Source organism: Pseudomonas sp. C9, assembly GCF_002000165.1.
Classification (GTDB): domain Bacteria; phylum Pseudomonadota; class Gammaproteobacteria; order Pseudomonadales; family Pseudomonadaceae; genus Aquipseudomonas.
Genome location: NZ_MPAK01000001.1, coordinates 5,138,236 through 5,162,273 on the forward strand (window position 1 = coordinate 5,138,236; position 24,038 = coordinate 5,162,273).

Annotated in this window: 21 protein-coding genes and 2 pseudogenes; 6 read left to right on the forward strand and 17 right to left on the reverse strand. The window is 59.1% G+C overall.

Annotation, left to right across the window (positions count from 1 at the left end):
- The first annotated feature begins 28 nt into the window (after window positions 1–28).
- Window positions 29–460, forward strand: a complete 432-nt coding sequence (locus tag BMS17_RS24060; protein ID WP_218191601.1) for a DUF1801 domain-containing protein — start codon at window positions 29–31, stop codon at window positions 458–460.
- A 115-nt stretch (window positions 461–575) separates the two neighbouring features.
- Entirely contained in the window at window positions 576–911 is a 336-nt protein-coding gene (locus BMS17_RS24065; RefSeq protein WP_046030429.1) for a hypothetical protein, read from the forward strand.
- Window positions 912–1,017: 106 nt separating this feature from the next.
- Here the strand turns inward: BMS17_RS24065 and BMS17_RS24070 are convergent, their stop codons facing one another.
- Window positions 1,018–1,314: a hypothetical protein gene (locus BMS17_RS24070; protein WP_046030428.1), complete on the reverse strand. Its 297-nt coding sequence runs from the start codon at window positions 1,312–1,314 to the stop codon at window positions 1,018–1,020.
- A 92-nt stretch (window positions 1,315–1,406) separates the two neighbouring features.
- Window positions 1,407–1,976: a thioesterase family protein gene (locus tag BMS17_RS24075; protein WP_046030427.1), complete on the reverse strand. Its 570-nt coding sequence runs from the start codon at window positions 1,974–1,976 to the stop codon at window positions 1,407–1,409.
- A 105-nt stretch (window positions 1,977–2,081) separates the two neighbouring features.
- Here BMS17_RS24075 and BMS17_RS24080 point away from each other — a divergent pair, with 105 nt between their 5' ends.
- On the forward strand, window positions 2,082–3,047 hold the full coding sequence (locus tag BMS17_RS24080; protein ID WP_046030425.1) for a GlxA family transcriptional regulator: 966 nt from the start codon (window positions 2,082–2,084) through the stop codon (window positions 3,045–3,047).
- Between the two features lie 36 nt (window positions 3,048–3,083).
- Window positions 3,084–3,473 carry a cytochrome c family protein gene (locus BMS17_RS24085; protein ID WP_077431929.1) on the forward strand — a complete coding sequence of 130 codons (390 nt, stop codon included), beginning with the start codon at window positions 3,084–3,086 and terminating at the stop codon, window positions 3,471–3,473.
- A gap of 20 nt (window positions 3,474–3,493) precedes the next feature.
- Here BMS17_RS24085 and BMS17_RS24090 read toward each other — a convergent pair whose 3' ends face one another.
- From BMS17_RS24090 to BMS17_RS24140, 12 genes and pseudogenes are all read right to left on the reverse strand, one after another.
- Window positions 3,494–4,300: an alpha/beta fold hydrolase gene (locus BMS17_RS24090; RefSeq protein ID WP_077431930.1), complete on the reverse strand. Its 807-nt coding sequence runs from the start codon at window positions 4,298–4,300 to the stop codon at window positions 3,494–3,496.
- A 118-nt stretch (window positions 4,301–4,418) separates the two neighbouring features.
- Window positions 4,419–5,684, reverse strand: coding sequence for a nitrate/nitrite transporter (locus tag BMS17_RS24095; RefSeq protein ID WP_046030414.1), 1,266 nt, complete (start codon window positions 5,682–5,684; stop codon window positions 4,419–4,421).
- Window positions 5,685–5,716: 32 nt separating this feature from the next.
- A complete protein-coding gene (locus BMS17_RS24100; RefSeq protein WP_046030412.1) occupies window positions 5,717–6,790 on the reverse strand; it encodes a sugar phosphate isomerase/epimerase in 1,074 nt (357 codons plus the stop codon).
- Window positions 6,791–6,902: 112 nt separating this feature from the next.
- On the reverse strand, window positions 6,903–8,411 hold the full coding sequence (locus BMS17_RS24105; RefSeq protein ID WP_077431931.1) for a PLP-dependent aminotransferase family protein: 1,509 nt from the start codon (window positions 8,409–8,411) through the stop codon (window positions 6,903–6,905).
- A gap of 172 nt (window positions 8,412–8,583) precedes the next feature.
- Window positions 8,584–9,798, reverse strand: coding sequence for a sodium/glutamate symporter (gltS, locus tag BMS17_RS24110; RefSeq protein ID WP_046030407.1), 1,215 nt, complete (start codon window positions 9,796–9,798; stop codon window positions 8,584–8,586).
- A gap of 272 nt (window positions 9,799–10,070) precedes the next feature.
- A pseudogene (locus BMS17_RS31065) lies at window positions 10,071–11,045 on the reverse strand (methyl-accepting chemotaxis protein); the annotation flags it as partial.
- Window positions 11,046–11,333: 288 nt separating this feature from the next.
- Window positions 11,334–11,834: pseudogene (locus tag BMS17_RS31070) on the reverse strand (PAS domain-containing protein); the annotation flags it as partial.
- Between the two features lie 49 nt (window positions 11,835–11,883).
- A complete protein-coding gene (locus BMS17_RS24120) occupies window positions 11,884–12,180 on the reverse strand; it encodes a hypothetical protein (protein ID WP_077431932.1) in 297 nt (98 codons plus the stop codon).
- Between the two features lie 108 nt (window positions 12,181–12,288).
- Entirely contained in the window at window positions 12,289–12,789 is a 501-nt protein-coding gene (locus BMS17_RS24125) for a hypothetical protein (RefSeq protein ID WP_077431933.1), read from the reverse strand.
- A complete protein-coding gene (locus tag BMS17_RS24130; RefSeq protein WP_077431934.1) occupies window positions 12,782–13,666 on the reverse strand; it encodes a transcriptional regulator in 885 nt (294 codons plus the stop codon). The genes BMS17_RS24125 and BMS17_RS24130 overlap by 8 nt, the downstream gene beginning before the upstream one ends.
- A 133-nt stretch (window positions 13,667–13,799) precedes the next feature.
- Window positions 13,800–14,924 carry a two-component system response regulator gene (locus BMS17_RS24135; protein WP_046030393.1) on the reverse strand — a complete coding sequence of 375 codons (1,125 nt, stop codon included), beginning with the start codon at window positions 14,922–14,924 and terminating at the stop codon, window positions 13,800–13,802.
- 184 nt (window positions 14,925–15,108) lie between these two features.
- Window positions 15,109–18,858 carry a response regulator gene (locus BMS17_RS24140; protein ID WP_077431936.1) on the reverse strand — a complete coding sequence of 1,250 codons (3,750 nt, stop codon included), beginning with the start codon at window positions 18,856–18,858 and terminating at the stop codon, window positions 15,109–15,111.
- 207 nt (window positions 18,859–19,065) lie between these two features.
- Here BMS17_RS24140 and BMS17_RS24145 point away from each other — a divergent pair, with 207 nt between their 5' ends.
- Window positions 19,066–19,458, forward strand: a complete 393-nt coding sequence (locus BMS17_RS24145; protein WP_077431937.1) for a GFA family protein — start codon at window positions 19,066–19,068, stop codon at window positions 19,456–19,458.
- 60 nt (window positions 19,459–19,518) lie between these two features.
- Here BMS17_RS24145 and BMS17_RS24150 read toward each other — a convergent pair whose 3' ends face one another.
- Window positions 19,519–20,403 carry a ChaN family lipoprotein gene (locus tag BMS17_RS24150; RefSeq protein WP_077431938.1) on the reverse strand — a complete coding sequence of 295 codons (885 nt, stop codon included), beginning with the start codon at window positions 20,401–20,403 and terminating at the stop codon, window positions 19,519–19,521.
- Between the two features lie 275 nt (window positions 20,404–20,678).
- Between BMS17_RS24150 and BMS17_RS24155 the strand changes: the two genes are divergently transcribed.
- Window positions 20,679–21,494: a hypothetical protein gene (locus tag BMS17_RS24155; RefSeq protein WP_077431939.1), complete on the forward strand. Its 816-nt coding sequence runs from the start codon at window positions 20,679–20,681 to the stop codon at window positions 21,492–21,494.
- A 48-nt stretch (window positions 21,495–21,542) separates the two neighbouring features.
- On the opposite strand, the gene BMS17_RS24160 is transcribed toward BMS17_RS24155, so the two are convergent.
- Window positions 21,543–23,201: an arylsulfatase gene (locus BMS17_RS24160; protein ID WP_046030386.1), complete on the reverse strand. Its 1,659-nt coding sequence runs from the start codon at window positions 23,199–23,201 to the stop codon at window positions 21,543–21,545.
- A gap of 286 nt (window positions 23,202–23,487) precedes the next feature.
- On the reverse strand, window positions 23,488–23,937 hold the full coding sequence (locus BMS17_RS24165; RefSeq protein ID WP_046030385.1) for a hypothetical protein: 450 nt from the start codon (window positions 23,935–23,937) through the stop codon (window positions 23,488–23,490).
- Between the last annotated feature and the right edge of the window lie 101 nt (window positions 23,938–24,038).

Here is a 24,038-nt window from a genome sequence, read left to right on the forward strand (position 1 = left end):
AACCATCATGAAGAAGGTGACGACCATCATGAAGAAGGAAGCGAGCGCTGAAAAGGATGGCGAAGGGCAAGTGGCGGCCTCTGAGCTGATAGACGCGAGAATCAAGGAACTGAATGATTGGCGGGGCGAAACACTCGCCAGAATCCGGGCGCTTATTCGCCAGGCCGACCCCGAGGTGGTGGAGGAGTGGAAGTGGCGCGGTGTGCCGGTGTGGTCTCACGCTGGCATCATCTGCACCGGCGAGACGTACAAAAGCGTCGTCAAAATGACCTTTGCCCAAGGCGCTTCGCTGGAGGACCCTTCGGGTCTTTTCAACTCCAGTCTTGAAGGCAATACCCGACGAGCCATTGATGTGCATGAGGGTGAACAGCTGGATGAAACGGCATTGCAGGCACTGATTGGCGCCGCCGTGGCGCTCAATCTTTCGCGGGTGGCGGCTCGGCGAAAACCGGCCAAATGAACACGCGAGGCCGCTAAATCAAGTGTCTCATGGTGATACCAATTGGCCATCAACTCCGTTAGAGTGTGCGCCGCCCGAGAGACGGATCCCGGGCACATTCTTATGGAGTTTTTCAGTGAAGTACCTCAGCAAAGTTGTTGCCGTCGCTCTGTTTGGCCTGGTTCTGGCGGGTTGCACCGGCACCCCGATGAATACCCAGCACTATGAAAGCAGCCAATACACGGTCCTCGGCCATAGCGAAGCAACCGCCACTGGCCTGCTGCTGTTCGGCGTCATCCCGATCCAGCAGAACAACCGTTTTATCCGCGCGCAGGACGCCGCGATCAAAGCCAAGGGCGGTGACGCGATGATCAACACCCAGGTGCAGGAAAACTGGTTCTGGGCCTGGGTCCTGACCGGTTACACCACCAAGATTTCCGGTGATGTGGTCAAGCTGAAAAACGTACAGTAAGCGCCGGAGCCTGCCGTTTGGCGGGTCTGCGTTGACATGAAAAAGCCCGGCTTGGCCGGGCTTTTTCGTCTGCGGTGTTTGCCGATCTGAAAACCGGGCGCGGTGCTCAGCCTCCGGCCAGCAACCGCTCGATCTGCGTCAGTTCCCACGCGCTGAGAAAACTCACCGGGTCAGTGCCAAAACGTTGCCAGCTATCGAAGTCACCCTCGCGGCCATCGGGGCTGAGGCAATACTGGCAGCGGCGCAAATGAATGCCATCGACATCGAGCGTCAGGCGCCAGCCTTCGATATCGACCTGCACCTGAGCGGGTTCGGGCTGTTCATCAAGGCGCAGAAAAGGGCGGATGCCCAGTGCGGCGTCACGCAATGTCTGGTAAACCTCACGGGCGGTCAGCGGTGGCACAGGTGTCTCCAGTGAAAGGTCGGTCAGGCGCCGATGCGCGCGGCACAGGATAGAGTCTGCGCCCGAGGCTGTCAGCGGCTAACCCGCCGTTTTTATGCGACCGTCTGTGGACGCCGAATCGGCTGACCCTCTTCCTCGCGCAACTGAGCGCTCATGTCGTTGCAGCTTTGCGACCAGTCCGTCAGCCACGCCGGCATCGGCGGCGACTGCTCGTCCAATCCCAGCTCACGGGCAAACTCGCCGGGTGCCACCGTGCCTTTGCCTGTGCGGAACACACCGCGCATCACCACCACTCCGATCACACGCCCTTTGCTGACAAAACGGTGCTCCATGAAGCTCCACTTGTCGTCCCAGCCCAGCATCCGCGTGTGAATCTCGAACGCTTCGAACAGCTTCAACTCACGACGGAACTTGCCCCAGGTGTCCCCGACGATCGGCACGGCCTTGTTACGCAGCGCCACGCGGAATGCACCGCTGCGAAGCACGTAATCCATGCGCCCGAGATCGGCCAGGGTGAAATAGCGACCATTGGTGACGTGGCGATTGAGGTCGAGGTCGAGCGGCCAGACGCGCAGACGGATAACCGTGGTGGCCATGGCGTCGACCGGCTTGCGCCACGGACGACGAAACAGCATGAGGAGCAGTCGGAACCAGAGATTCATAAGTACGCCGATGATTGAATGATCGGTGCACTTTATGCAGCGGGGATCGGGTAAGGTAGGTGCACAAATGACTTTTTACATGCGATATACGCAATTGGATCATTTATGCACGTCACGCTTTTATTGACCAACCAATGTTCTGCCGCCAGCGCCACGATGGCGCTGGAAGTGCTCAGTGCCGCCAACCTGTTTGCGGACACGGCCAGCTCGCCGTTTGAAGTGGTCATTGCCTCTCTGGACGGTGAAGAGGTTGCCGCGTGGGGAGGGCAGACGCTGCGCGTGGACCAATCCACCCGCGAGATTGCGCAGACTGATCTGGTGCTGATTCCCGGTTTTCTCTTCACCCTCAAGGATGCCTTGCCGGCCTTTTCGGCGTATGGACCCTGGCTGCGTAAACAGCACGCTCAGGGCGCAGTGGTGGCGTCGATGTGTACCGCGGCGTTCATGCTGGCTGAAGCGGGTTTGCTCGACGGCGTTCGAGCCACCACGCACTGGGCGTTTGCCGACCTGTTTCGTCGCCGCTATGCCGACGTTTGCCTGGACGACTCGCAGATCATCTGCGAGGACAATCGTCTGGTCACCAGCGGTGGCGCGAGCGCGGCCATGGACCTGTTGCTGCACCTTGTGCGCCGGTTCGCGTCGCTGGAGCTGGCGCAGAAATGTGGCAAATATTTGCTGGTCGACAGTGTGCGCAGCGAGCAGTCGGTGTATGTGATGTGGTCACTGCCCAAGCAGCATGGTGATGCCGGCATCCTGCAGGTTCAAAACTGGCTGGAGCAGCACTTTGACCGTTCAGTGATGATTGATGACGTCGCCCGGCAGTTCGGATTCGGCATCCGAAACTTCAAGCGGCGTTTCAAGGACGCGACGGGGTACACGCCGATTACTTACCTGCAAACGCTGCGGCTGGAAAAGGCCAAACAGCTGCTTGAGACCACTCGCATGACCCAGGACAGCATCACGTATGCCGTGGGCTACGAAGATGGCAATTCTTTCCGTAGACTTTTCCGCCAGCGAGTGGGCTTGCTGCCTGCGGCTTACCGGAAGAAGTTTCAACCGGGCGCCCACTGATTGACGCGCCTGGCCTTACACCATTGGGAACAGAACATGCACAAAGCCGCCGTACTCACCTTGTCCTTGCTGCTTGGCGCAGGGGTATTGAGCCTTCAGGTACACGCGGCCGGCGATGCCGAAGCGGGGGCGACGCTGTTCAAGCGGATCTGCGGAGGATGCCATCAGGTTGGCGAATCGGCACGGGGTTCATTTGGCCCGCAGCTCAACGGCATCTTCGGACGACATTCCGCCAGCACCACGGACTACCAGTATTCCGATGCGATGAAAGCCGCCAATATCCTCTGGACCCGCGAAACACTGACCGCGTACCTCGAAGACCCGAAAAAGGTGGTCCCCGGCACCCGCATGATTTTCTGGGGGCTCAGCGATCCGGAAAAGATCGAAAACCTGTTGGCCTACCTGCAAACCTTTCAACCGCAGTAGTGCCTTGCAAGATCAGGCACTCAGCCGGCGTTCGATTCCAGGTGCTGTTTGACCACGTCCAGCACTTCGTTCGGCGCTTCACGATGGGGGACGTGATGACGGTTTTTCAGGATTACGCTTGTGCTCGACGCCGTTCCCAGCGTGGCAATCCGCTGCGGGTGCAACACGGACCCGTACTCGTCGTTCTCGCCATGTAGCACCAGTAACGGGCACTGAATCGAGGCTGCGCTGCTTTCGAGGGTCCATTGCTCGAAGGCCTTTGATAACCAGGTCTCTGTCCAGGCAGACAGCACCCAGGCGGCCTTGTCGCCGTGGTACTTGTGCAACCGCTCCATTTGCCCCGCCTCCTTGAACTGGGCCTTGGCAATGCGAATGCCGTTCAACGTCCGGTCTTCAACAAATGCTTGTGCCGACTCGGTGATCAACGACTGGCAACTGTGCGGATACAGCGCCGCGCACGTCGCCGCCATTGCCCCGCCAACGCTGTGACCGAAGGCCACGAACCGGTCGATTTGCCACTGCTGGCGCAGCAGCGGAAAGAAGCATTCAGCTTCATCCCGAATAAACCGGGTGGGCAGGTCACCGGGGTAGGCATCGGACTGCCCGAAGCCGAGCCGGTCGTAGGCGACAACTATGCGCCCCGTGGCCTGGCACAGTTGTTCTGGAAAATCCCGCCACAGTGCGACGCAACCCAGAGAGTCATGAAACAGAATGATCGGTGGCTGGGCCGTTTCGGCACGCTCGCCGGCAGGCGACCAGCGTTGGGAGAACAAACGACCGTGAGGCGTCTCGATCCAACGGGTTTCTTCACTGACAAACAACGGCATTGCTGACCTCGACCTGGCGCTCAAGCGGATAACAGATCACGCAGCGTACCCGTTTTGAACCAGCGCTTGAACAGCTGCCGGAAGAGAAGAGGGTCCCTTCCGGCAGCTCCGGAGCTGATCAGGCTTGTGCTGCGCTCACCCCGCCAGTCGCCGTGGATTTTTTGCGCACCGATTGATACAGCAGGCTGGACACCATGAAGCCGATAATGGCCAGCACGCTCATCAGGCTGAAGACATAGTTGTAACCCTGTTCACCGGGGAAGTGATCGAGGATGGCGCCATAGATGACGTAGGCGAACATGCCCGGTGCGTAGCCGATCAGGCAACCGATGCCGAAGGCCGAGCCGGTGATGTGTTGAGGAATGCCGACTTCACCCATGGGCGCCCAGAACACACCGCGCATCGAGAAAACGATCAGCGCGAACGACAGAGTGGCGGCCATGCCCGCGTAGATGAAGCTCGGGCTTTTCGGGATCAGCATGATGACGCCCATCAAGGGCAGCAGCGCCAGGAAGGCCCACTTCAGGTAGCGGCTGGTGCTCTTGAATTGTTTGTCGGCGATGAAGCCGCCGGCAGGGCCACCGAGGATCTTGAGGAAGTATTGGTTGATGATGCCGTAGGCGCCCACCAGTGCCACGGGCAACCCGTACATTTCCTTGAGGTAGGGAATGAAATAGGTCAGGCCGCAGTAGACGATGTAGACCATGAACACGTTGAGGCTGACCAGCCAGATACCCGGCACCTTGATCGCCTCGACCAGGTTCGCCAGGCCGTTTTTCGGTTTGGCCACCGACTGCGCGGTGCCACCCTTGAGCAGGAACCAGGTGACGGTCCCGGCGAGGATGTCGATCACCGAGTAAAACAGGATGGCCGATTTCAGGCCGGCTTCGCCCGACCCCATGGCGACGAACACGCCCAGCGCGGAAAAAGCCACCAGGGTATCGATCACACCACGTCCGCCTTCCAGCAGGCCGAACAACCGGCCTTGTTCCTGATCGTCACCCAGGTTGCGAATCGCCTTGAGCAGCGAAGGCCAGAAGATGCAGTCGGCACAGACCGCCAGCAGGCTGAACACGATCAGCAGGTTGCTGAAGGGTGGAAAGGTCGCCAGGTACAACCCCAGACCACCCGTACCGATCAGGCCGATGGGGATCAGTTTGCGGGTATCGTAGCGATCGGCGAGCAGCCCGCCGACGACGAACAACGCCGTGGCAATGATGGCGTTGGCACTCAGCAGCATGCCGATTTCAGTGTGGGTCAGGCCCATGAATTCCTGCATGGGCACATAGAAGGCGTCCTTGAGGTTCGCCAGTTTATAGATGGTACCGCCACCGAGGATGAGGATCAGGAATCTGAACCATTTGGCCTTGTTTTGAATTGTCATTATTGTTCTCCGGGCGTATCAGGTCGTCAGGTTCAGGCGTGGGAGGAGTGGGCCAGGGTCAGTTCGGCCAGGGTGCGAAGTTCGGCTAGCAGGCTGCGCACATAGGCCACCTGGTTGTTCGCCCAGCGGTGTTCATCGGCGAGCATTCGCTCAAGCGAGTAGCCATTGGGGAGCGGTGTGTCGCTCATTTCCCGATAGGCAATGAAGGGGTCGGTCGCCTCGTCGGTCTGACGAAAGGCCGGGGCCACATAGTGGTTTTCCTGCTCAAGAATGAACGCGATCACCTGAGGGGTGGCTGTGTCGCCCAGCATCAACAATTCGAACAGCATGCGGGCGCTCGGCAGGTCGTCTTCGTCGCTGCCCTGTAGCACGCCGTAGTGGCCGAAACCGTTTTGCTCGGGCACAACGCGCACGCCCTTGAGGTGGGTCTGGCGGATGTGTGGCGCCAGATTGCGCAGCGCCTGTAAAGGCTGCTCGCAGGCATTGATCATGTTGCCGAAGTCGAACAACGCGTGCAGGCGAGGGTGGTCGAGCCGCTTGAGCAATTGCGCGATCTCGCCGCTCTTGAGTTCTTCATGCTGCTCGAAATCGAAGTACAGGTCGTGCTCGTCGGCCTGCTGAGCGAGGTAGTGCAGGTCGGTCTCGATCACGTCCATGACGCGCGACAGCGCGCCCTCATAACGTGAGTAAACGCGGATGTTGCGTACTCCCAACGCCCTGGCGATGGCGATCACCTGGTCGACATCTTTTTTCAGTGTGCTGCTGATTTCCAGGTGCACATCCAGCCCCAGCGCCTTGGCCTTGTTGGCAAATGCTTGCAGTTGCTCGGGGGACATTTGGCTCAGGCTGTTTTCCTCACCGTCGAGCAAGTGCAGGCTCAGCCCCTGCAACTCGTGGCGATAGGCGAAGTCCAGCAGGTCGGCGGGGGTGACGCGGCCGTGGGTGAGGTTGGTCAGCAGCGGGTAGGCGTGGGCAAACAGGCGCATATGCCCCAGACGTTCGAGCAACTGCCGGGCCAGTGCTTCGGTCAGTACCGGGGCTGTACCGTCCTCGACCACGTTGTGGCTCAGCAAGGCGTTGAATCGTTCCTGGATCTTATTGTTCATTAGAGTCGTTCCTGGTTCAGACACCGGGTCTACCGGCGCAGCCTTTATCGCGCCAGTCAGGAACTCTCGATAGATCCATTATCAGTTAATTCATAAGACCACTTGCCTTGCTTCAAGTGATTTGCGGCAGGCACCCGATGGCGGACAAGGCCCGGGCCAGCGCTTCGACGCGTTCGCGGGCCTGGTTTTCCGGCGTGCCGGCAAAGCCGATCAACAGGGCCGGCGGCAAGACATGCGTGATGCGGTAGTCGCTCAGTGCATAGGTGTGGATGTTGTGTCGGGCCAGCGCCTTGGCGATGGCGTCGTCATTAAGCTCGGGCGGCAGCCAGGCGATCAGGTGCATGCCGGCCTCTACGGGGGTGATCTTGAAGAAGTGGCCGAGTTGCTTTTCGAGCTGCTCGATCAACGCCTGCTGACGAGCCTGATACAGCGCCCGCATGCGGCGGATATGCCCCAGGAAGTGGCCTTCGATCATGAAGTCCGCCGTCGTCGCCTGAAGCAGCGTGGGCGGGCTGCGATCCATGACTGCGCGCAGGGTGCAAAAGGGTTCGACCAGGGCTTTTGGCAGAATCACGTAACCCAGGCGCAGCGACGGGAACAGTACTTTGCTGAAGGTGCCGACGTAGATCACCCGGGCCATCTGGTCCATGGCGTAGAGCGCCGGAAGGAGGCGGCCGCTGTAGCGAAACTCACTGTCGCAATCGTCCTCGATGATCCAGCTCTGATGTTGCGCGGCCCAGTCAATCAGGGCCTGGCGTCGCGCATAGCTCAGGGTGACGCCCAATGGATGCTGGCGAGAAGGGGTGGTGAACACCAGGCGGGCGTCGGGGCACTCGTCCAGGCCTTGCTGGACATCGATGCCCTGTTCATCGATACGCAACGGCACCACGCGGGCGCCTTGGGCTTGCAAGGCAATGCGCGCGGCGATGTGGCCCGGGTCTTCCATCCAGACGCTGTCCTGCGGATTGAGCAGCAACATGCCCAGCAGGTTGAACGCTTGCTGCGCACCGGAAACGATCACCACTTGCCCGGCATCACAGTCGATGCCACGGGCGTCGAACACGTATTCGGCAATCGCCGTGCGAAACGCCTGCAAGCCTTGCAGCTCGCCATAGCCGAGCATGGCCTTGGTCGGCTTCAGCAGGTGACGGTTCATCAGGCGCCGCCAGATGACTTGGGGGAAGGCATCGTAAGTGCTGTGGCTGGGCAGGAATGAGGTCGGGGTCGCGGGGTCCCAGTCGGCATAAGACACCCCGCGAAAATGATCGCTGCGCAGTGACAACATCGACTGGCTCAGGTCGGACAGGCGCGGTGGCGGGCGCTGTTGCCCATCGTCGGTGATACCGCGATTTTCCCACTCGTTGCCGACATAGGTGCCGGCGCCGGTGCGCGAGGCCAGGAAACCCTCGGCAATCAGTTGATCGAACGCATTGAGAATGGTGATCCGCGACAGCGCCAGTTCCTTGCTCAGGGTCCGGGTCGACGGCAAGCGCACGCCGCCCTGGAGCCGGCCACTGAGTACCTGTTTGCGAATCTGCAGGTACAACTGGCGGTACAAGGGGATGGCGCTGGCACGGTCCAGTTCGATAGCCGACAGCAGCAAACCTGCGGGGGATTTCATGACATGGCTCGTCTGGGTGGAGGAGGGTTTTACCGTCGGGCGACGTGGCGTGCAAGGGTATCGAGCGACGCCGGATAAGTCATCCACCCCGGGAGTTTGTCATTTTACGCTCGCGGCTCAGGCGTCATGGGTCGACGCCAAGCCGGGCTTTGATCGATCGAAGGGGCCGTCGCTAAATACCACTGAACAGGCCGATGATCACGGCATTGACCAGGTCAATGAAGAAGCCACACACCAGCGGCACGATCAGGAAGGCTTGGTGGGCTGCGCCGTATTTTTGCGTCACGGTGGTCATGTTGACGATGGCCGTGGCCGTGGAGCCAAGGGCAATCCCCCCGAACCCGGAAGCAATCACGCTGGCTTCGTAATTGCGTCCCATAAAGCGGAACACCACAAAATACGTGTAGAGCACCGTCAGCAGAATTTGCAGGGTCAAGGCGCACAGAATGAACATCAACGCGCCGCTGAGTTGCCATAGCTGAAGCCCCATCAGGGCCATGGTCAGGAACATGCCCAGGCAGATATCGGAGATCAGTGCCAGCCCCAGGCTGGCGCCGCTCCAGGTTTTCAGCCGTTGATCACCGACCACGGCGAGAACGATGTGGTGAATGACGATACCCGCGAACAGGCAACTGACGAATTTGGGCAGGGTGATGCCGGCGTTTTCCAGCAGCAGGTTAAGTCCATAGCCGAGCATAAGGGTCAGGTTGAGCCACATCCACGCCCAGAGCACATCGTAGTAGTCCAGGCCCTTGCTCGGTTGTTGCTCGAGAATGCCGACTTCCAGCGTCGCATCCCCGGAAGTCTTCAGGTGATAACGGCTGATCAGTCGATTGGCGATAGGGCCGCCGATCACGCACGCGGCTATAAGCCCGACGGTGTTGCTGGCCATGCCCAGTTCATGGGCGTTACTGATGCCCAGTTTTTCGATGAAAAGCGGCGCCCAGGCCAGCGTGGTACCCGCCCCACCCGTGAGGGAAATGGAGCCCACCATCAATCCTGCCTTGGGATCTAGCCCGAATGCCTCGGCCACCCCCATGCCCAATGAGTTTTGCAGGACGATGAACACACCGGCGAGCAACAGCAGGACCAGTAGCGGGCGTCCACCCTTGAGCAGTTGGCGCATGTCCGATTTCAAGCCAATGCCGGCAAAGAAATAGAGCAGCAGGGTGTCGCGAACCTGCAGGTCGAATTCGATCTGGATCTTGAGTCCGAAGTACAGCAGGCTCGTCACCGCCGCACAGACGAAGCCACCGACAACCGATTCGGGAATACAGTATTGGCGGAGCAAGGTGCTGCGCTGGACAAGGGTTTTGCCGAGGAACAGCAGGAGGATGGCGAGGGTAAAACTCACGAGGCCGTGAACCGAAAAGAGCTGGGGAGTCATGTCAACCTGCCTAAAAATCTAAAAGCATTATCAGGATTCACCGTTCAATGTTCAGACCTTTATCAATGAACGGGGGATACAGCCAGGCAGTCTGGTCAGCGCCTTCCCGCTGCCCTCAATGCACGCCTGGCCAGTTCAGGTCGCTGCCCGATCACTCAGTAAACGCCTGATGCTTACACCCCAGTGTGTTGCATATTCCCGTTCCATTGATAGCCGATAGCTGCCAGTCAAGACCGGCAGCAGGCAGCCATGGAGATTAGTTGCTTTTTTGGCTATCGGTTGAAACGTTCGGCCAGGCTGTGCAGGTAATCGGCCATTCCCTCGAGATCGCGGCTGATCGCGGCGCCTTGCTCGGCCTGCCCGGCACTGTGGTCACACAGTTGCGCGATGCGCGTGATCTGTTGATTGATATCTTCCGTCACGTGACTTTGCTGCTCTGATGCCGATGCCATTTGCTGGCTCATGGCGGTGATGCGGCTGACGGCTTGACTGATGCCGACCAGCGCCGACTGCACCGCCTCGACACGCTGCATGCTGTCGCGGGAAATCTGCTCGCCCCGGGCGGCCGTGGAGACGGCGCGATCGGCTCCGTTGTTCAGCGACGCGATGAAGCCATGGATCTGCTCGGTGGAGGTGCGGGTGCGCTGTGCCAGGGAGCGCACCTCGTCGGCAACCACTGCAAAACCCCGGCCTTGTTCACCTGCCCGGGCCGCCTCGATCGCTGCATTGAGCGCCAACAGGTTGGTCTGTTCGGCAATGGAAGTGATGACATCCACGACACTGCCGATCGATTGCGTCTCGCTCGCCAATGCGTTCACCGCCAGGCCGATTTCGTTGACGGCCTCATTCATCGCTTCCATGGCGTGCAGGCTTTGCCGGGCCAGCTCACTGCCTTCTTGAGTCAACTGGTCGGCTTCGGACGCGGCATGCGCCGTCGTGATGACGTTTTGAGTCACCTCCTGATTCGTTGCCGCCATCTGCGCGATGGCGGCGGCGGACTGATCCGTTTCACTGCGCTGGCGATCAAGCGACTGCGCTTGCGAGCCGGACAGTTCGGATGACTGTGCTGCCTTGGCCTTCACGCTGATCCCGGCATCGACAAGCCGGCTCAACGCCGTTTGCAAACGGGCTTCCTCGCTGAGCATGGCCATGTCCAGCCGGCCTTGGGGGCCGTAGTTGTCGCTGTAGGTCAGCGCGACCAACGGGTCGGCAAATGCTTTTGGATGCTCGGCCAGGGTGCGCTCGATGGAGCTGCGATGTCGGGACTCGATGCGGTACCAGGCAAGACTCAGGCTCGCCACCAGGACACATTGAGCCGCCGTGTCCGGTAGCCAATGAGCACCCAGCAGTGAAAGCACGCCAGCCGCGAATAATGGAAAACCGTTTCGCAGTGGCCGCAGAATCCGCGCACTGCGCGCCACGATCGGCTTGCCGGCGCGCATCCTTGCATAGAGCGCTGATGCCCGACGGACCTGGTCGCGGCTGGGCACCGAGCGTACCGACTCGTAACCACTCATGCGCCCGTTTTCATACATGGGCGTGACGTAGGTATTGACCCAATAAAAATCGCCATTTTTCGAGCGGTTTTTCACAATCCCCATCCAGGGTTTGCCTTGCTTGAGGGTGTGCCACATATGAATGAATACCCCGGGTGGCATATCGGGGTGTCGAATCAGGTTATGAGGCTGGCCGACCAATTCGTCGGCAGTGAACCCGCTGATGGTCACAAACGCGTCATTGCAGTAAGTGATTCGGCTATCAAGGTCGGTCGTGGAGATCAAACGCTGGTTGGCAGGGAACGCTCTTTCTTGGTCGGTGACGGGCAGATTCACACGCATTAACGCGATCCTTTTGCGGATTATTATTCTGGTGTTGAGCGTGTAAATCGGAACCATGGCGCACGGCAAGCACTGAACAGTGCTTGTGCTACAACATCCCCTTGTACTCGTTTCAGCTTGGCACCGATTCAGCTCGCGATTCGTTCTACGCGTTTTTTCGGGTGGGCAGCCGTACATTGGGCGACAGTTTTTTTTCATTTCATGACAGCTTCACGGCGCTGATGTGGCGTGTTACGCCGCGTTCACGCTATTGATTTTTGCACTCCGACACCACCACTTGGCAGGTGTTGGGCGTGCCCCCGGACCGGCCGGCATAGCGCATGCAATTGTCCATGGATTTTTTCTGGGCGATGTTCAAGGTGGCGCCCCAGGCCAAGCCGCCCTCGCCAGCAGTGGGGAGCGATTTTGCGTAGCAATTTGAGCCGGCGACCTGATAGGGGTCCCTGGAGTGTTTACCTGAACATCCCGCCGTCAGCGCCAGGCTGATGGCGAGCAGGCAGGGGAGAACCCATGACCCGCATTGGCGCGCTGCTGTTTTGGTCATTGCGTTTCCCCCGATCAAGAGGCTGAAGGCGTGTCCTTCCTTTCAAAGATTAGACGCTCTCGCGCCTGCCTTTAGATCGGTTTAGCGGGTATGGGGCGTTTATCGCTGTCATCGTTTGCTGCACAGAATGAACATGTCGTTGCCATCATCGAACAGGTAACGCGTCTGTGAGAGCGAGCGCATCCAGTAACTCACGCTGGTGTCCGAGCGGAAGATAAACAGGCCGAGTGTCCCCGCCAGCTCAGGCGTTGCGCTGTCCGCTTCGCCCTTGGCGCTCCGTACGACAGTGACCTGCAAGCGGTGTCCCTGTTGTTGCACCCTAAAGGCACTATTGCGGCGCAGGGTGTCAATTTCAGCACCGGATCCGGTATCGATCAGTTGGGCCACCATGCGCATGTGACTGAGCCCGGTGGGCCTCAAGTCCAGTCTGAAGCGCGTCGTCAGCCACGCAGCAGGCAATGCCGAGGGCACTTGATGCGCGCTCTCCCCGGTGCACCAGAAGTCCAGGTTGGCCTTGTGCTCGCCCGTCAGGCGTCCCAGTGCAACACCCAACAGCCCCACGACGACGAAGGCCAGGTACCAAGCTGAGGTGGCGGCGCGTCTAGTCATGTTGTTGTACACCGATGCAGCGACTGCTCGCCGTTTCCAGCGCGCCATCGCAGAGAATCTGATCGGCCCCCCGACGCGACGGTAACAAGTACAGGTGCATGTTTTGCGTCGAAAGACCTAGAATCCCCGCCAGTTTTCGACTGTTCTCGACCATCAATTGCAAGTGGGGCGCCACTGGCGGCTGTACGTCCTGAGTGGGCAAGTGCACGAGCACATCATCCATCGTTACGGGAGCGGCGAACGCTGGCGGTTCCACCTCAAGCGGCGGTGCCAGCCAGATTCTTCCCAGCACAAATGCACAGGCTCCCCACACGGGCAATGCGAGCCACAAGTGCCAACGCCTTGGGGTTGCAATCGCAGACGTAGGTATCGGCCCGGGAGCGGGTTCCGTTGAGGCAGGGATTGGCTTGATCGAAGGCGGTTCGCCAGCTTCTCCCTCTGCATCAGCGATGGCCGATACGGCAGGCTCAAGGGGCAGGGGGGCTTCGTTGCCAGTGACCATCGTGCATGATGGCAGCGCCGGTTTCGGGTGCGCAGTCAGTTCTTCGACTGTCACCCCGTCGGCAAGCTTGTAGCCGATGCGTGGCAAGGTCTGGATGAATTCTCGATCAGGCTGCAGTTTTTCCAGCGCCAGCCGCAATTGGCGGACCACCTGGGCCAGGCTGTTGTCGGTCACTTCCAGCCCGTATTGTCCCCATGCCCCGGCCATCAGTTCGCGCTTGCGAACCACAGAACCCCCGGACCTGAGCAGCATGGCCAGGCATCGGCTGGCGATTGCACCCAGGCGCAAAGGCTCCTCATTGGCGGCGTCGACACGAAACAACAGGAAGTTGTTCTCGTCGAACACCAAGTGTTCATCAATCAGCAGTTGGCCCATGGCGAGCTTCCGTGCGTGGCAAGAAGACAAGTCGGATTCGTGTCGTTGGCTTCTAGAGTTAAGCGGCCATTCCTTGCTTTGGCCAACCTCTGCGCTGAATAGGTGGCGAGCTCAGTCGTTGTTTGCCAGTGGTCTACCCGGCCAAGGCCTCAAGGGCATCCTCGGCAGGGGCGTCGGCATAGCGCTCGGCGATCCGCTCAAACTCTTTTTCCAGGTCGATGAAGGCGGCCACCACATCCGGATCAAAATGCCGTCCGGCACCCTCGCAGATGATCGCGAATGCCTTCTCGTGGCACATCTGCGACTTGTATACCCGTCGGCTGATGACCGCGTCGTAGACATCGGCAACCGCCATCAAGCGGGCGCTGACAGGAATGGCGTCACCGGCCAGGCCATTGGGATAACCGCTGCCATCCCATTTTTCGTGGTGGCACAGGGCAATTTCCTTGGCGATACGCAGGAACGGCACTTGCGCGCCCAACAGTTCCTCGGCATGTACCAGGGCCTGGTAACCCAGCTGGGCGTGGGTCTTCATGATTTCGAACTCGGCAGGTTCAAAGCGCCCCGGTTTGAGCAGGATATGGTCTGCAATACCGACCTTGCCGATATCGTGCAGCGGCGCCGACTTGAACATCAGCTCAATGCTTTGATCATCTAGATGCACGCTGAATCGCGGGTGATCGCTTAATTTTTCTGCCAGTAGCCGAACATAGTGCTGTGTGCGCCGCAGGTGGTTGCCTGTCTCGTTGTCGCGAGTCTCGGCCAGCGAGGCAAGGGCCAGGATGGTCACGTCATGGGTGGCCTGCAGCTCACGGGTTCGCGCCAGGACTTCCTGGTCGAGGTAGGCATTGTGCGAACGCAACAGGTCCGTCGTCGCCTTGAGGCGCAACTGTGTATGCACCCGCGCCAGCAGAATGGCCGGATTGATCGGCTTGAACAGATAGTCGGCAGCTCCCAGTGCGAAACCCTGGCACTCATCCTCATGCTGAATCCTGGCGCTCAGAAACATCACCGGCACATCACGTGTCTGCGGATTTTGCTGGAGACGACGACAAACCTCATAGCCATCCATTTCGGGCATCATCACATCCAGCAGAATCAGGTCGGGTATTGTCCGATCGACGATCTTCAAGGCCTGGGCACCGCTGGTAGCAATTCGTACGTGATAAAGCTCACGCAACAGCTCACTGATCAGCTGCAGATTGGCCGGCACATCGTCGACCACCAGCACGATGGGTCTTTGGGTTGAGCTGTTCACGGGGTTTCCTTGTGACGGCAGTCACGGATGTGTCGATAAAGTACTTTCAGTAACGCATGCCACTTGCACCTCTGCTCTGAAATGGACTGAGCCTTTTCCGCCGGGTGCTGAAAAACGCTGAAAACTTCTGAACAGCCTGCTTATGAGGTCATGAAGTGCGCGTTGCCTCAGCGTTTCTATTCGTTCATTGCGCGGGTTCCACCGCCTGCATCGCCTCCTTCAGACAGACCTGCGCCCGCTCAAAATCGAAACGTTTCACCGCGTCGTCCAGTGGCTGGAAGCGTTGCGCGAACGCGCCTCGCAATACACCCGCATTTGAGGACAAATAGGGCACTGCCTGCGCATCAAAATCACTCAGCAGGGTTTCGAGATGTCGGCAGATCCGTCGTAACTCGACGTAGTCGACCGCTGTCGGTGCCGTCTCGATTTCACCGGGCAACCGCTCCCGCATTTGCCCCAGCAGGGCTTCCAAGGGTTCAGACAATGCCTGAAGAGCGATTTGCAGCGCTTCATTGGGGCGCTTTGTGCGAAGTGCTTGCTCCAACTCGTTTGCCGCCTGCGCGACGATGTCGGCACCGATGGTCGCTGACACGCCTTTGCAGCTATGGGCCAACAGTTCGGCTTTAGCCAGGTCACCCTGCATCAACGCCGTGCGTAACTGCTTGAGCAAGTGGCTCTGGTGGGTCTGGTAACTGCGCAGCAAATTCGCATACAGAGTGTGCCGGCCCAGTACCCGTCGCAGGCCCGCAACCGTGTCCACGCCGTCCAGTTTGAAGCTCGCCTCGGCGCAACTCTGCGTTGCCAGCGGCGCCAGCTCCGCCTCGCACGCAGGCTGGACCGATGTCTCAGGCTGCCAGCGACGCAACACCGCGTAGAGCGTCTGCGGTTCGAAGGGTTTGCTGACAAAGTCATTCATGCCGGCTGCCAGACAAGCGTCTTGATCACGCTGGCTCGCATTGGCGGTAATGGCAATGACGGGCAGTGTGTCCATGCCGGGCAACCGACGCAGCAGGCGGGTGGCCGTCAGACCATCGAGCACCGGCATCTGCATGTCCATGAACACCAGGTCGTAGCGCTCCTCGGCCAATCGATCCAGCGCCTGGCGGCCATCCGTCGCGATTTCGACCCGACAACCGGCCGCCCGCAGAAATTCGGTGGCCACTTGCTGGTTTAACTCGTTGTCTTCCACCAGTAAAACGCGGGTCCCTTCGGTCGCCTGCCAGTCGCTGTGATGCTCCGCTGCGCACAGGCCTTCAATGACCGTGTTGCGGGCCAACAACAGGCGCACCTCAAACCAGAAATGACTGCCTTCCCCCAGCACGCTCTGAACACCCACCTGACCGCCCATCAACTCGGACAGCTGTTTGGCGATGGCCAGCCCCAGGCCCGTGCCACCAAAGCGTCGTGTGGTGGAGGCATCGGCCTGCTGGAAGCTCTGGAACATGTGTTTCAACTGCTCGGACGACAGGCCGATGCCGGTATCGCTCACGCTGAAGCAAAGCAAGGCGTCATCGGCGGCGGCCTGGCGCAGACTTACTTCAATACGGATCTGCCCGCGTTCGGTGAATTTCACCGCATTACTCAGGTAGTTGAGTAATATCTGCCGCAGTCGCAGCGGATCGCCACACACGCGATCGGGTACGTCCGCCCCCATGTTGAGCCGCACATCCAGGCCTTTATCGGCAATACGCGCACGTACCTGGTCAAGGGCTTCCTCCAGCAGTTGGGTCAGGCTGAAGTCGCGGACCTCCAGTTGAAGCTTGCCGGCCTCGATTTTGGAAAAATCCAGAATATCGTCAAGCACGCCCAGCAAATGGCGGCTGGAGCTCTGTACCTTGTTCAAGTAGTCGCGCTGAGATTCGTTCAGCTCCGTCCTCAAGGTCAGGTGTGTCATGCCAATGATGGCGTTCATCGGCGTGCGAATCTCGTGACTCATGTTGGCCAGGAACTCAGCCTTGATACGCGCACTGTCCTCGGCCAGTTGCCGCGCCTGCTGCATCTCGTTCGCCGCGGCGTGCTGGGCAGAAATGTCTTCGATGATCCAGATCGAGCCTCGGGAGTTGTTTGCGGACGTGATGGCTCGCGCACTGACGCTGGCCCAGAAGCATCGGGCGTCCTTGCGACGCAGTTGCAGCTGCTGCTGATAGATTTCGCCACGGTCCAGCGCCTCGCGAATCTGTGCTTCCAGTGTCTGCACTGTTTGCGCCGAAATGACCTGATCCAGCCAGATCAGCGGGGAACGCTGCAGTTGCTCACCGGGTGCGTAACCCAGCAATTCATCCAGACGCGAATTGGCCTGTGCGATCAATCCACCCTGTACGAGTGCAATGCCATAGGGCGCCGAGCCGACAATGGCCTGCTGCTGCTCATGCGCTTCACGCAGGCAGCGCTCTTCGGCTTTACGCTGGCTGAGATCGCGTATCGCAATGCACAGGCATTGCCCACGATCCTCGCGCACGGGCAGCAGGCACAGGCGCAATTCAGCGGGAAACTCACTGCCATCGGCTCGTCGCGCAATCACCTCGGCGGTGTCGAGCACCTTGTTCAGGTGCACTCGCTCAAGCATGCGATCAACGGTCTCGAGCTGGCTGTCCGGCACCAGCGCGCGGTAACTCTGGCCAAGCAAGGTGCCGGGGGCATAACCAAAGGTTGCTTCGCTTTCCTGGTTGGCGAGGATCACGCCGCCCTCGTCGAACACCAGCAGTGCTTTGGGGGCAAACTCGACGATGCTGCGATACCAGCCCTCAGTGGCTTCCAGCGACTGTTGGCGTTGTTGCAGAATCAGCGCCTGGCGCTCCAGCAGCCGGGCCTGCAGGTGGGCCTGGTGCAGCAATCGCTGATTGTGCGTGCTCTGATCCAGCGCATTCAGGAGCGTGGCGAGTCGGTTGGGCAGGGTGTCGAGCAACTGGAGCTGAGCGCAATCCGGGCGATGGGCGAAATCGAGTTCAAGGCTCGCCAGCTGCTGCCCGTCCTGTTGCAGTGGCAAGCTGTAGTGCAAGTGGCCTGCCGGCATGTCGAAGGCCTCAGCATCGAATAGCAAAACCGCCTTGCAACCCAGGCACTCGCCCAGCTTTTGCTGCAACGTTGCGGCGAATGCCTCCCGACTGGTGCACAACTGCAACGCTTGGACCAGCTCGCCGAGGTGCCCCTTGACCCAGTGCTGTCGGTGCAGCTCTTCATTGACGTCGACATAGGCATCGAATGCCTCGGCCAGCGCCACCACTTCAGCAAGCCCCTGGCGCTGCGCCGGCTCACCAAGCGCTTCGCCGGCGTGCAGGCGGCGCATGCGCTCGGAAAGACGCAACAACGGGATCATCAACTGGCGACGCAGGACCACCAGAAATGCCAATAGACCTGCGCCCAATGTGATCAATTGCATCAAGACATTGATGTGGCTGGCCAACTGGGCTTTGTTTCGCGCGGCCTCGAAGTCGCTATTAAAACGTTGGGTCGTCGAGGTGGTCAGTTGATTCAGCGCGTCGGCAAAATTCCACTCGGTATTGATGTAAGTGGTGCTTGCAAGCTGTGTCGGACCGCCTCGATGAAAACTTTGTTTCATCGCAAGGCGCTCCATGCTCGTTTGCCTGAGATCCATGTCCTCGACCGTCGCCAGCAATCGGGCTTCCTGATCATTCAGTCCGACGGCTTGAAGCTCCAGTTTGGTGTCGTGGAAAGTCCGGCCTTTTTGCCACTTTTCGTTGTATTGGGTGAGAAACAGCTCGTCGCCCGTGCCGACATACAGGCGCGCCAGTTGGGTCAGTTCACGGTTGAGGGTCGCCATTCGGGCAACGGTGGTGATGGTCTGGTGCCGTCGATCCGTGGCGCGCGCGGCTTGGGCACCGTAATACTCATCCAGTGACAGGGTCAGCAGGCAAGCAATCACCGCCATGCCAAATCCTGCCGAAATGAGTTTGCTCAGACGTTCCAGACTCATGGGCTCTCCTGCGACAACCGCTCCGGACACGCGCCGGAAGCTTAGGTCTGCAGTAAACCGCCACGCCTGCTCCGGTGCTGTGAAAACACCTGATTCAGTGGGATCGATTCGATGAAAAACGCTGAAAAGTCGTGAAGCGGCCCCAGACTGGATCGCTGCTATTTTTAAAGGGCCGTTCCAACCGCTTGATTGACGAGGAGGTGCAACATGGAACGATTCACCGGTGGTTGCCTGTGCGGCAACGTCAGAATTGTGGCTTCAGGGCGCCCCTACCGGGTGGGCCTTTGTCACTGCCTCGATTGCCGCAAGCATCATGGGGCGCTTTTTAATGCCTGCGCGATATTCCCTCAGGAGGCGGTGACGATCGAGGGCGAAACGCGCGATTACGCCGGGAGGTTTTTCTGCCCTCGCTGCGGTTCGTCTGTTTTCGCCCGCACCGCCGACGAGGTCGAAGTCAACCTGGGTTCCCTGGATGCCCCTGACCAACTGCCGCCAACCTACGAAAGCTGGACCGTTCGGCGCGAGTCCTGGTTGCCGGTGTTTGCGCATACGCGGCGATATGAGCACGACCGTGAGGCCGCCGGGCGTTTCGAGGAGTAGTCCACGGAGCCCCTCGCTGGTCGACGGGCGGCCAGGCTTGTGCCTGACGCTAGCCGATCTTCAACGGCGCAACGTCGCGCAATAGTCCTGTTCCGGTTGTGCAGCGCTATACCACACGTAATCCGCTTGCTCGACGGTCACCGTCTTGCCCGCTTCAGCCAGGATCAGCACCGCGTTGCCTTCGCCAGCGTCGAGGTCCGTCAGGTGCAGTGGCACGCCCAGATCCTTGCGCACATGGAAAGCCCCGGCCAGTAACAGCGCCGGTGTCGGTGCAGCCATCAGGTGTTCGGCCATGCGTCGGTCACGCTGCTGTTGCACGGCGAGCATCGCGGGCATTTGCGCTTCAGGCAGCAATCCGCAATGGGACTCTCTGATATTCGCAAGCAAGGTGGCTTGCACGGCTTTCGTGGTGGACGCTGTACCCGTGAGTGCCGGGCGCTGTTTGTAGATTTGCATGATTTGCGCCCTGTCCAGGTTGGCCGCCAGCAGCGGATAGGGTTGGCGCAGCGCGTAAGTGACCAGCACGCCGTAGACGCTCCAGTCCCAATTAGCCTGCCAGGCCAGCGCCTTGAACGCGTCGGCCGGTGGTTGTCCGGCACGGGTGGCGGTTTGCGCCGCGTCGACCCTGGTTTGCTGATCGGGATTGAGCATTTCCATCAGCAGGCTGCCCTGAGGGCGTTGAATCGCCAGTTCACGCAACAGCCACAATTGCAGGGCGTGGTGATCCGGATTGTCATGCTGTTCGCCGACCAGCACACGCGGCGCAACGGCGAGACGTTCGACCAGTTCCTGTGGTGTCAGCGTTCGACCGGTGGCGAGTTCGCGGATGACGCCAAGGTCGGCATGGTCCCGTCCTTGCGGGGCGATGGGCGCCGGGGGCGGCGAGACGTGATGGGATTGGCAGGCAGCCAGCAGGCTGAACAGGCAGAGCAACAGAAGCCGCATCGTTTTTCCTTGGTAGACGGTGGCCTCCTCGATCAATAGAGGAGGAGGGATATCAGCGTGCGATGATCAAAGGGTGGCCGCGTTCCGGGTGCTGGTGAATCAACGCACGACCTGACAGCGCGCCGTAACGCTCGTGCCCACGCTGAATAAAGATGGAACGCGAGCGTCACGCGTCGCAAAAACACTCAGAAAAATCTCAACTAAGCTAATTGGGTTACAGGTCATTCACCTTGATTGGGGAGAGGTCTGTTCCCGATTTCTGATATGAGGTTCTGATGAATAAACGCTTTCAACTGGCTCCTGTTCTGGCGTGTGTGGTGGTTTGGCCACAAACCGGTTTCCCTGACGATAGTCAGGCCGAACTGGCCAAGCAAACACTGAATCCCGTGGCCGCGCTGTACAGCCTACCCATTCAGTACAACTGGAACCAGAAACTCGGCCCGAGCGGCGAGGGTTACCAAAGCGTCACCAACATCCAGCCGGTGCTGCCATTCAGACTCAATGACGAGTGGAACCTGATATCGCGAACCATCCTGCCGATCATTGATCAGCATGGCCTGGTGCCTGGCGGGCAGGCAGATAAATCCGGAACCGGTGATGTGACCCAGAGCTTCTTTTTCTCACCCCAAAAACCAACCGCGAATGGCTGGATATGGGGGGTGGGACCGGCCATTCTGGTGCCGACCGGCAGCAATGATCTTTTGAGCAATGAGCAATGGGGGTTAGGCCCTACGGTGGTGCTCCTAAAACAGAGCAATGGCTGGACCCGCGGAATATTGGCCAATCACATCTGGTCACTGGAAAACAGCCCGCCCGATGACAAGGAAAAGGTCAACGCGACGTTCCTGCAACCGTTTTTCAGCTACACCACCCACACCTACACCACCTTCGGCATCAACACCGAATCCACCTACGATTGGCAGACCCGTGAATGGTCCGTGCCGATCAACCTGTCAGTCACCCAGTTGTTCAAAGTGGGTCATCAACCCATGACCGTGCAAGTTGGACCGCGTTATTGGGCTGACAGCCCGAAAGATGGCGCTGAGGGCTGGGGGTTCAGGGTGGCGTTTACGCTGTTGTTTCCAAAGTAAGCGCCACCCTGATTATCCTTCCATGTATGAACAGCCGTGCCTGACTAGCTAATTGCCGGCTGGCATTGGCAGGTTAATGCCTTCTTTCTGCAATTCCTCGCGAACCGACTGGAATTTTTGATACTGGGACAACTCGATCGGTCCGTCATAGGTCATGCTTTGCATCTTGCGAGGTGGGTATTTGACATAGGTCTGCATGAGCTTGGATATCGCCTGGCTGATCGGCACCATCGTCCAGGTACGCTCAGTAAAGTTGTTCATGAACAGGTCATAGCGCTCTTGCGGGTCCTGCCACAAGTCAAAGACTTGCGGCACCGTGGCCACATATTTTACGGCGCCTTTCCAGCCCAGGTTGGAGTCCACCGCCAGACCACCGGTTTGCGCGCCATCATCGCCCCGCAGGTTGAACACGGCCTTATAGTTTCCAACACGGGCCGCACCCGGGGACAATTCGTTCTCGGTGAAGTAGAACCACTCTTTGCGCGGAGAGGGGCCGTTGCCGGTGAGAACTGGCGTCATGTCGTAACTGTCGAAGATGATCGGCTGACCCTCACGATCTTTCTCTGGCAGTTTCACGCCGGCAACAGAAGCGAACGTCGCCATCAGATCCAGGCCACCGAGAATCTCGTGATTTTTCGTGTCCGGCTTGATCTTGTCTGGCCAGACGGCGATGGCCGGTACCCGGTTACCGCCCTCACGCACGGTACCTTTGGTCCCTCGGAACGGGGTGTAGCCGGCATCCGGATAAACATCCTGCCAGGCCCCGTTGTCCGTGGTGTAAACCACCAACGTGTTCTTATCCATGCCAAGTGCCTTGAGCTTGTCCATGATGCGACCGATGTGGGTATCGAGCTCGACCACAGAGTCGGCGTACTTGGACTTGGACATGGACTTATGAATGAACTCCGGTGCTGGCAAGTTCGGCTGGTGCACTTTCATGAAGTTGATGTTGATGAAAAACGGCTTGTCCGACTTGGCCGCGGTGTCGAGAAACTCCAGTGCGGCTTTTTCCACATAGTTGTCAAAGAACGGAATGCCGACCACGCCGGGTTTACCATCCACGACGGGCGTGTCGACGTACTGGCCGTTGATCTTGAATTCTTCGACCGGTTTTTCGCCCGCCTTGCCGGACAACGCGCCCTTGGTCACCTTTTGAAACATCGCGCGGGTTTCCGGGTCCATGTCGGGGAACCAGGTCGGGTCGGCATAGGTGTAGGCATTGAGGTGATACAGGCCGACGTATTTCATCACGTCATAGCCTTGTGCATTGGGCAGGGCATAGTCGGCTTCACCCAAGTGCCATTTGCCGGTGAAATAGGTGTCGTAGCCACCGGTTTTCAGCACCGATGCCAGCGTCCATTCGGCGGCAGGCAAGCCGCCGCCCTGGCCCTGGAAGGCCACGGTGGTCATGCCGCTACGGTTGGGGATGCGGCCGGTTTGCATGGCTGCCCGGCCAGGCGTGCAACTGGGTTGCGCATAAAAGGAGTAAAAAGTGACGCCTTCTGCCGCCAGCTCATCGATGCTGGGCGTCGGCATGCCCCGGCCGACACCACCGCCATAGGGGCCGAGGTCGCCGTAACCGGTGTCGTCGGAGACGATAAACAGGATGTTGGTTTTTTCCGTTTGAGCGGCGTGGGCGAGTCCGTTCAGTGACATAAGTGCGGCGAATGCGATAGACAACTTGAAGCGATCCGATAGCTTATCCATACCAGCAATCCTCGTTGTTTCATTGTGTTGGCGGCTGACTAGCGCACAACTACATTGACACTTGGTGCGTTGACCACCGAGTAATAAGCCTGGTACTGCGTACAGAATCATTTCCCCCTTACTGCATGACCATGCACAACTCAAGGCGCAGGAAGGAGTCTAGTGCGGTTTTTCCGGTTGGACGTGGTGATTGCTATGTTTTGGACGGGCGCGTCATGACCTCCATGAATACGCCAGACAGCAAGGCAATCACCCGATGAGCCGATTCACAAAATCCATGGCTGCTTCATGGTTTCGCCTGCGCCACATCACCACAGAAAATATTGACATTGCCATCTTCGGGCGCAGTGCGCACAAGTACGGAGTACTTGCCGGCAAGCAGGTCTGGCAATTTGATTGGAGCGCTTCTGTAAAACATCCAGCCATTGGTACCTGAATTACGCTCGGTGTTGACCTTATCGTTCATGGCATAGGCCACTGGCCCTGGTTGCTGGCAGCTGCCTTTATTGACGAATGTGTAGATGCGCGGAGGCAAGTTAGTGCCGGTTGGAACGCCGCTGATGTAGAAATCAAAGTTGGTCTTATCGCCTACGGCGGTCAACGTGGTGTTGCCGATCTGGCCCATATTTTGGTGGGTGGCCGCCAGAGGAAGGTTCATTGAATGGTTTGAGGAGTTGGTGCAGCCGAAGAGACTTGCCATGACCAGTACCGCTGCCAGGGGGGTGCAGTGATTCATTGTCAATCTCCAGTAATGGAATAAGTGCAGGGGGAATATTGGGTATAGCTCATTAAAACGGCGTTGCATTCCCATTCGCTTATTTTCGGAGAAGTTCGGCT

Excerpts from the sequence above, each read along its gene's own strand:
- BMS17_RS24060 (WP_218191601.1), top strand. The coding sequence starts at position 29 with ATGAAGAAGGAAGCGAGCGCTGAAAAGGATGGCGAAGGGCAAGTGGCG.
- BMS17_RS24075 (WP_046030427.1), bottom strand. The coding sequence starts at position 1,976 with ATGAATCTCTGGTTCCGACTGCTCCTCATGCTGTTTCGTCGTCCGTGG.
- BMS17_RS24080 (WP_046030425.1), top strand. The coding sequence starts at position 2,082 with ATGCACGTCACGCTTTTATTGACCAACCAATGTTCTGCCGCCAGCGCC.
- BMS17_RS24085 (WP_077431929.1), top strand. The coding sequence starts at position 3,084 with ATGCACAAAGCCGCCGTACTCACCTTGTCCTTGCTGCTTGGCGCAGGG.
- BMS17_RS24090 (WP_077431930.1), bottom strand. The coding sequence starts at position 4,300 with ATGCCGTTGTTTGTCAGTGAAGAAACCCGTTGGATCGAGACGCCTCAC.
- BMS17_RS24095 (WP_046030414.1), bottom strand. The coding sequence starts at position 5,684 with ATGACAATTCAAAACAAGGCCAAATGGTTCAGATTCCTGATCCTCATC.
- BMS17_RS24100 (WP_046030412.1), bottom strand. The coding sequence starts at position 6,790 with ATGAACAATAAGATCCAGGAACGATTCAACGCCTTGCTGAGCCACAAC.
- BMS17_RS24105 (WP_077431931.1), bottom strand. The coding sequence starts at position 8,411 with ATGAAATCCCCCGCAGGTTTGCTGCTGTCGGCTATCGAACTGGACCGT.
- gltS (WP_046030407.1), bottom strand. The coding sequence starts at position 9,798 with ATGACTCCCCAGCTCTTTTCGGTTCACGGCCTCGTGAGTTTTACCCTC.
- BMS17_RS24120 (WP_077431932.1), bottom strand. The coding sequence starts at position 12,180 with ATGACCAAAACAGCAGCGCGCCAATGCGGGTCATGGGTTCTCCCCTGC.
- BMS17_RS24125 (WP_077431933.1), bottom strand. The coding sequence starts at position 12,789 with ATGACTAGACGCGCCGCCACCTCAGCTTGGTACCTGGCCTTCGTCGTC.
- BMS17_RS24130 (WP_077431934.1), bottom strand. The coding sequence starts at position 13,666 with ATGGGCCAACTGCTGATTGATGAACACTTGGTGTTCGACGAGAACAAC.
- BMS17_RS24140 (WP_077431936.1), bottom strand. The coding sequence starts at position 18,858 with ATGAGTCTGGAACGTCTGAGCAAACTCATTTCGGCAGGATTTGGCATG.
- BMS17_RS24145 (WP_077431937.1), top strand. The coding sequence starts at position 19,066 with ATGGAACGATTCACCGGTGGTTGCCTGTGCGGCAACGTCAGAATTGTG.
- BMS17_RS24150 (WP_077431938.1), bottom strand. The coding sequence starts at position 20,403 with ATGCGGCTTCTGTTGCTCTGCCTGTTCAGCCTGCTGGCTGCCTGCCAA.
- BMS17_RS24155 (WP_077431939.1), top strand. The coding sequence starts at position 20,679 with ATGAATAAACGCTTTCAACTGGCTCCTGTTCTGGCGTGTGTGGTGGTT.
- BMS17_RS24160 (WP_046030386.1), bottom strand. The coding sequence starts at position 23,201 with ATGGATAAGCTATCGGATCGCTTCAAGTTGTCTATCGCATTCGCCGCA.
- BMS17_RS24165 (WP_046030385.1), bottom strand. The coding sequence starts at position 23,937 with ATGAATCACTGCACCCCCCTGGCAGCGGTACTGGTCATGGCAAGTCTC.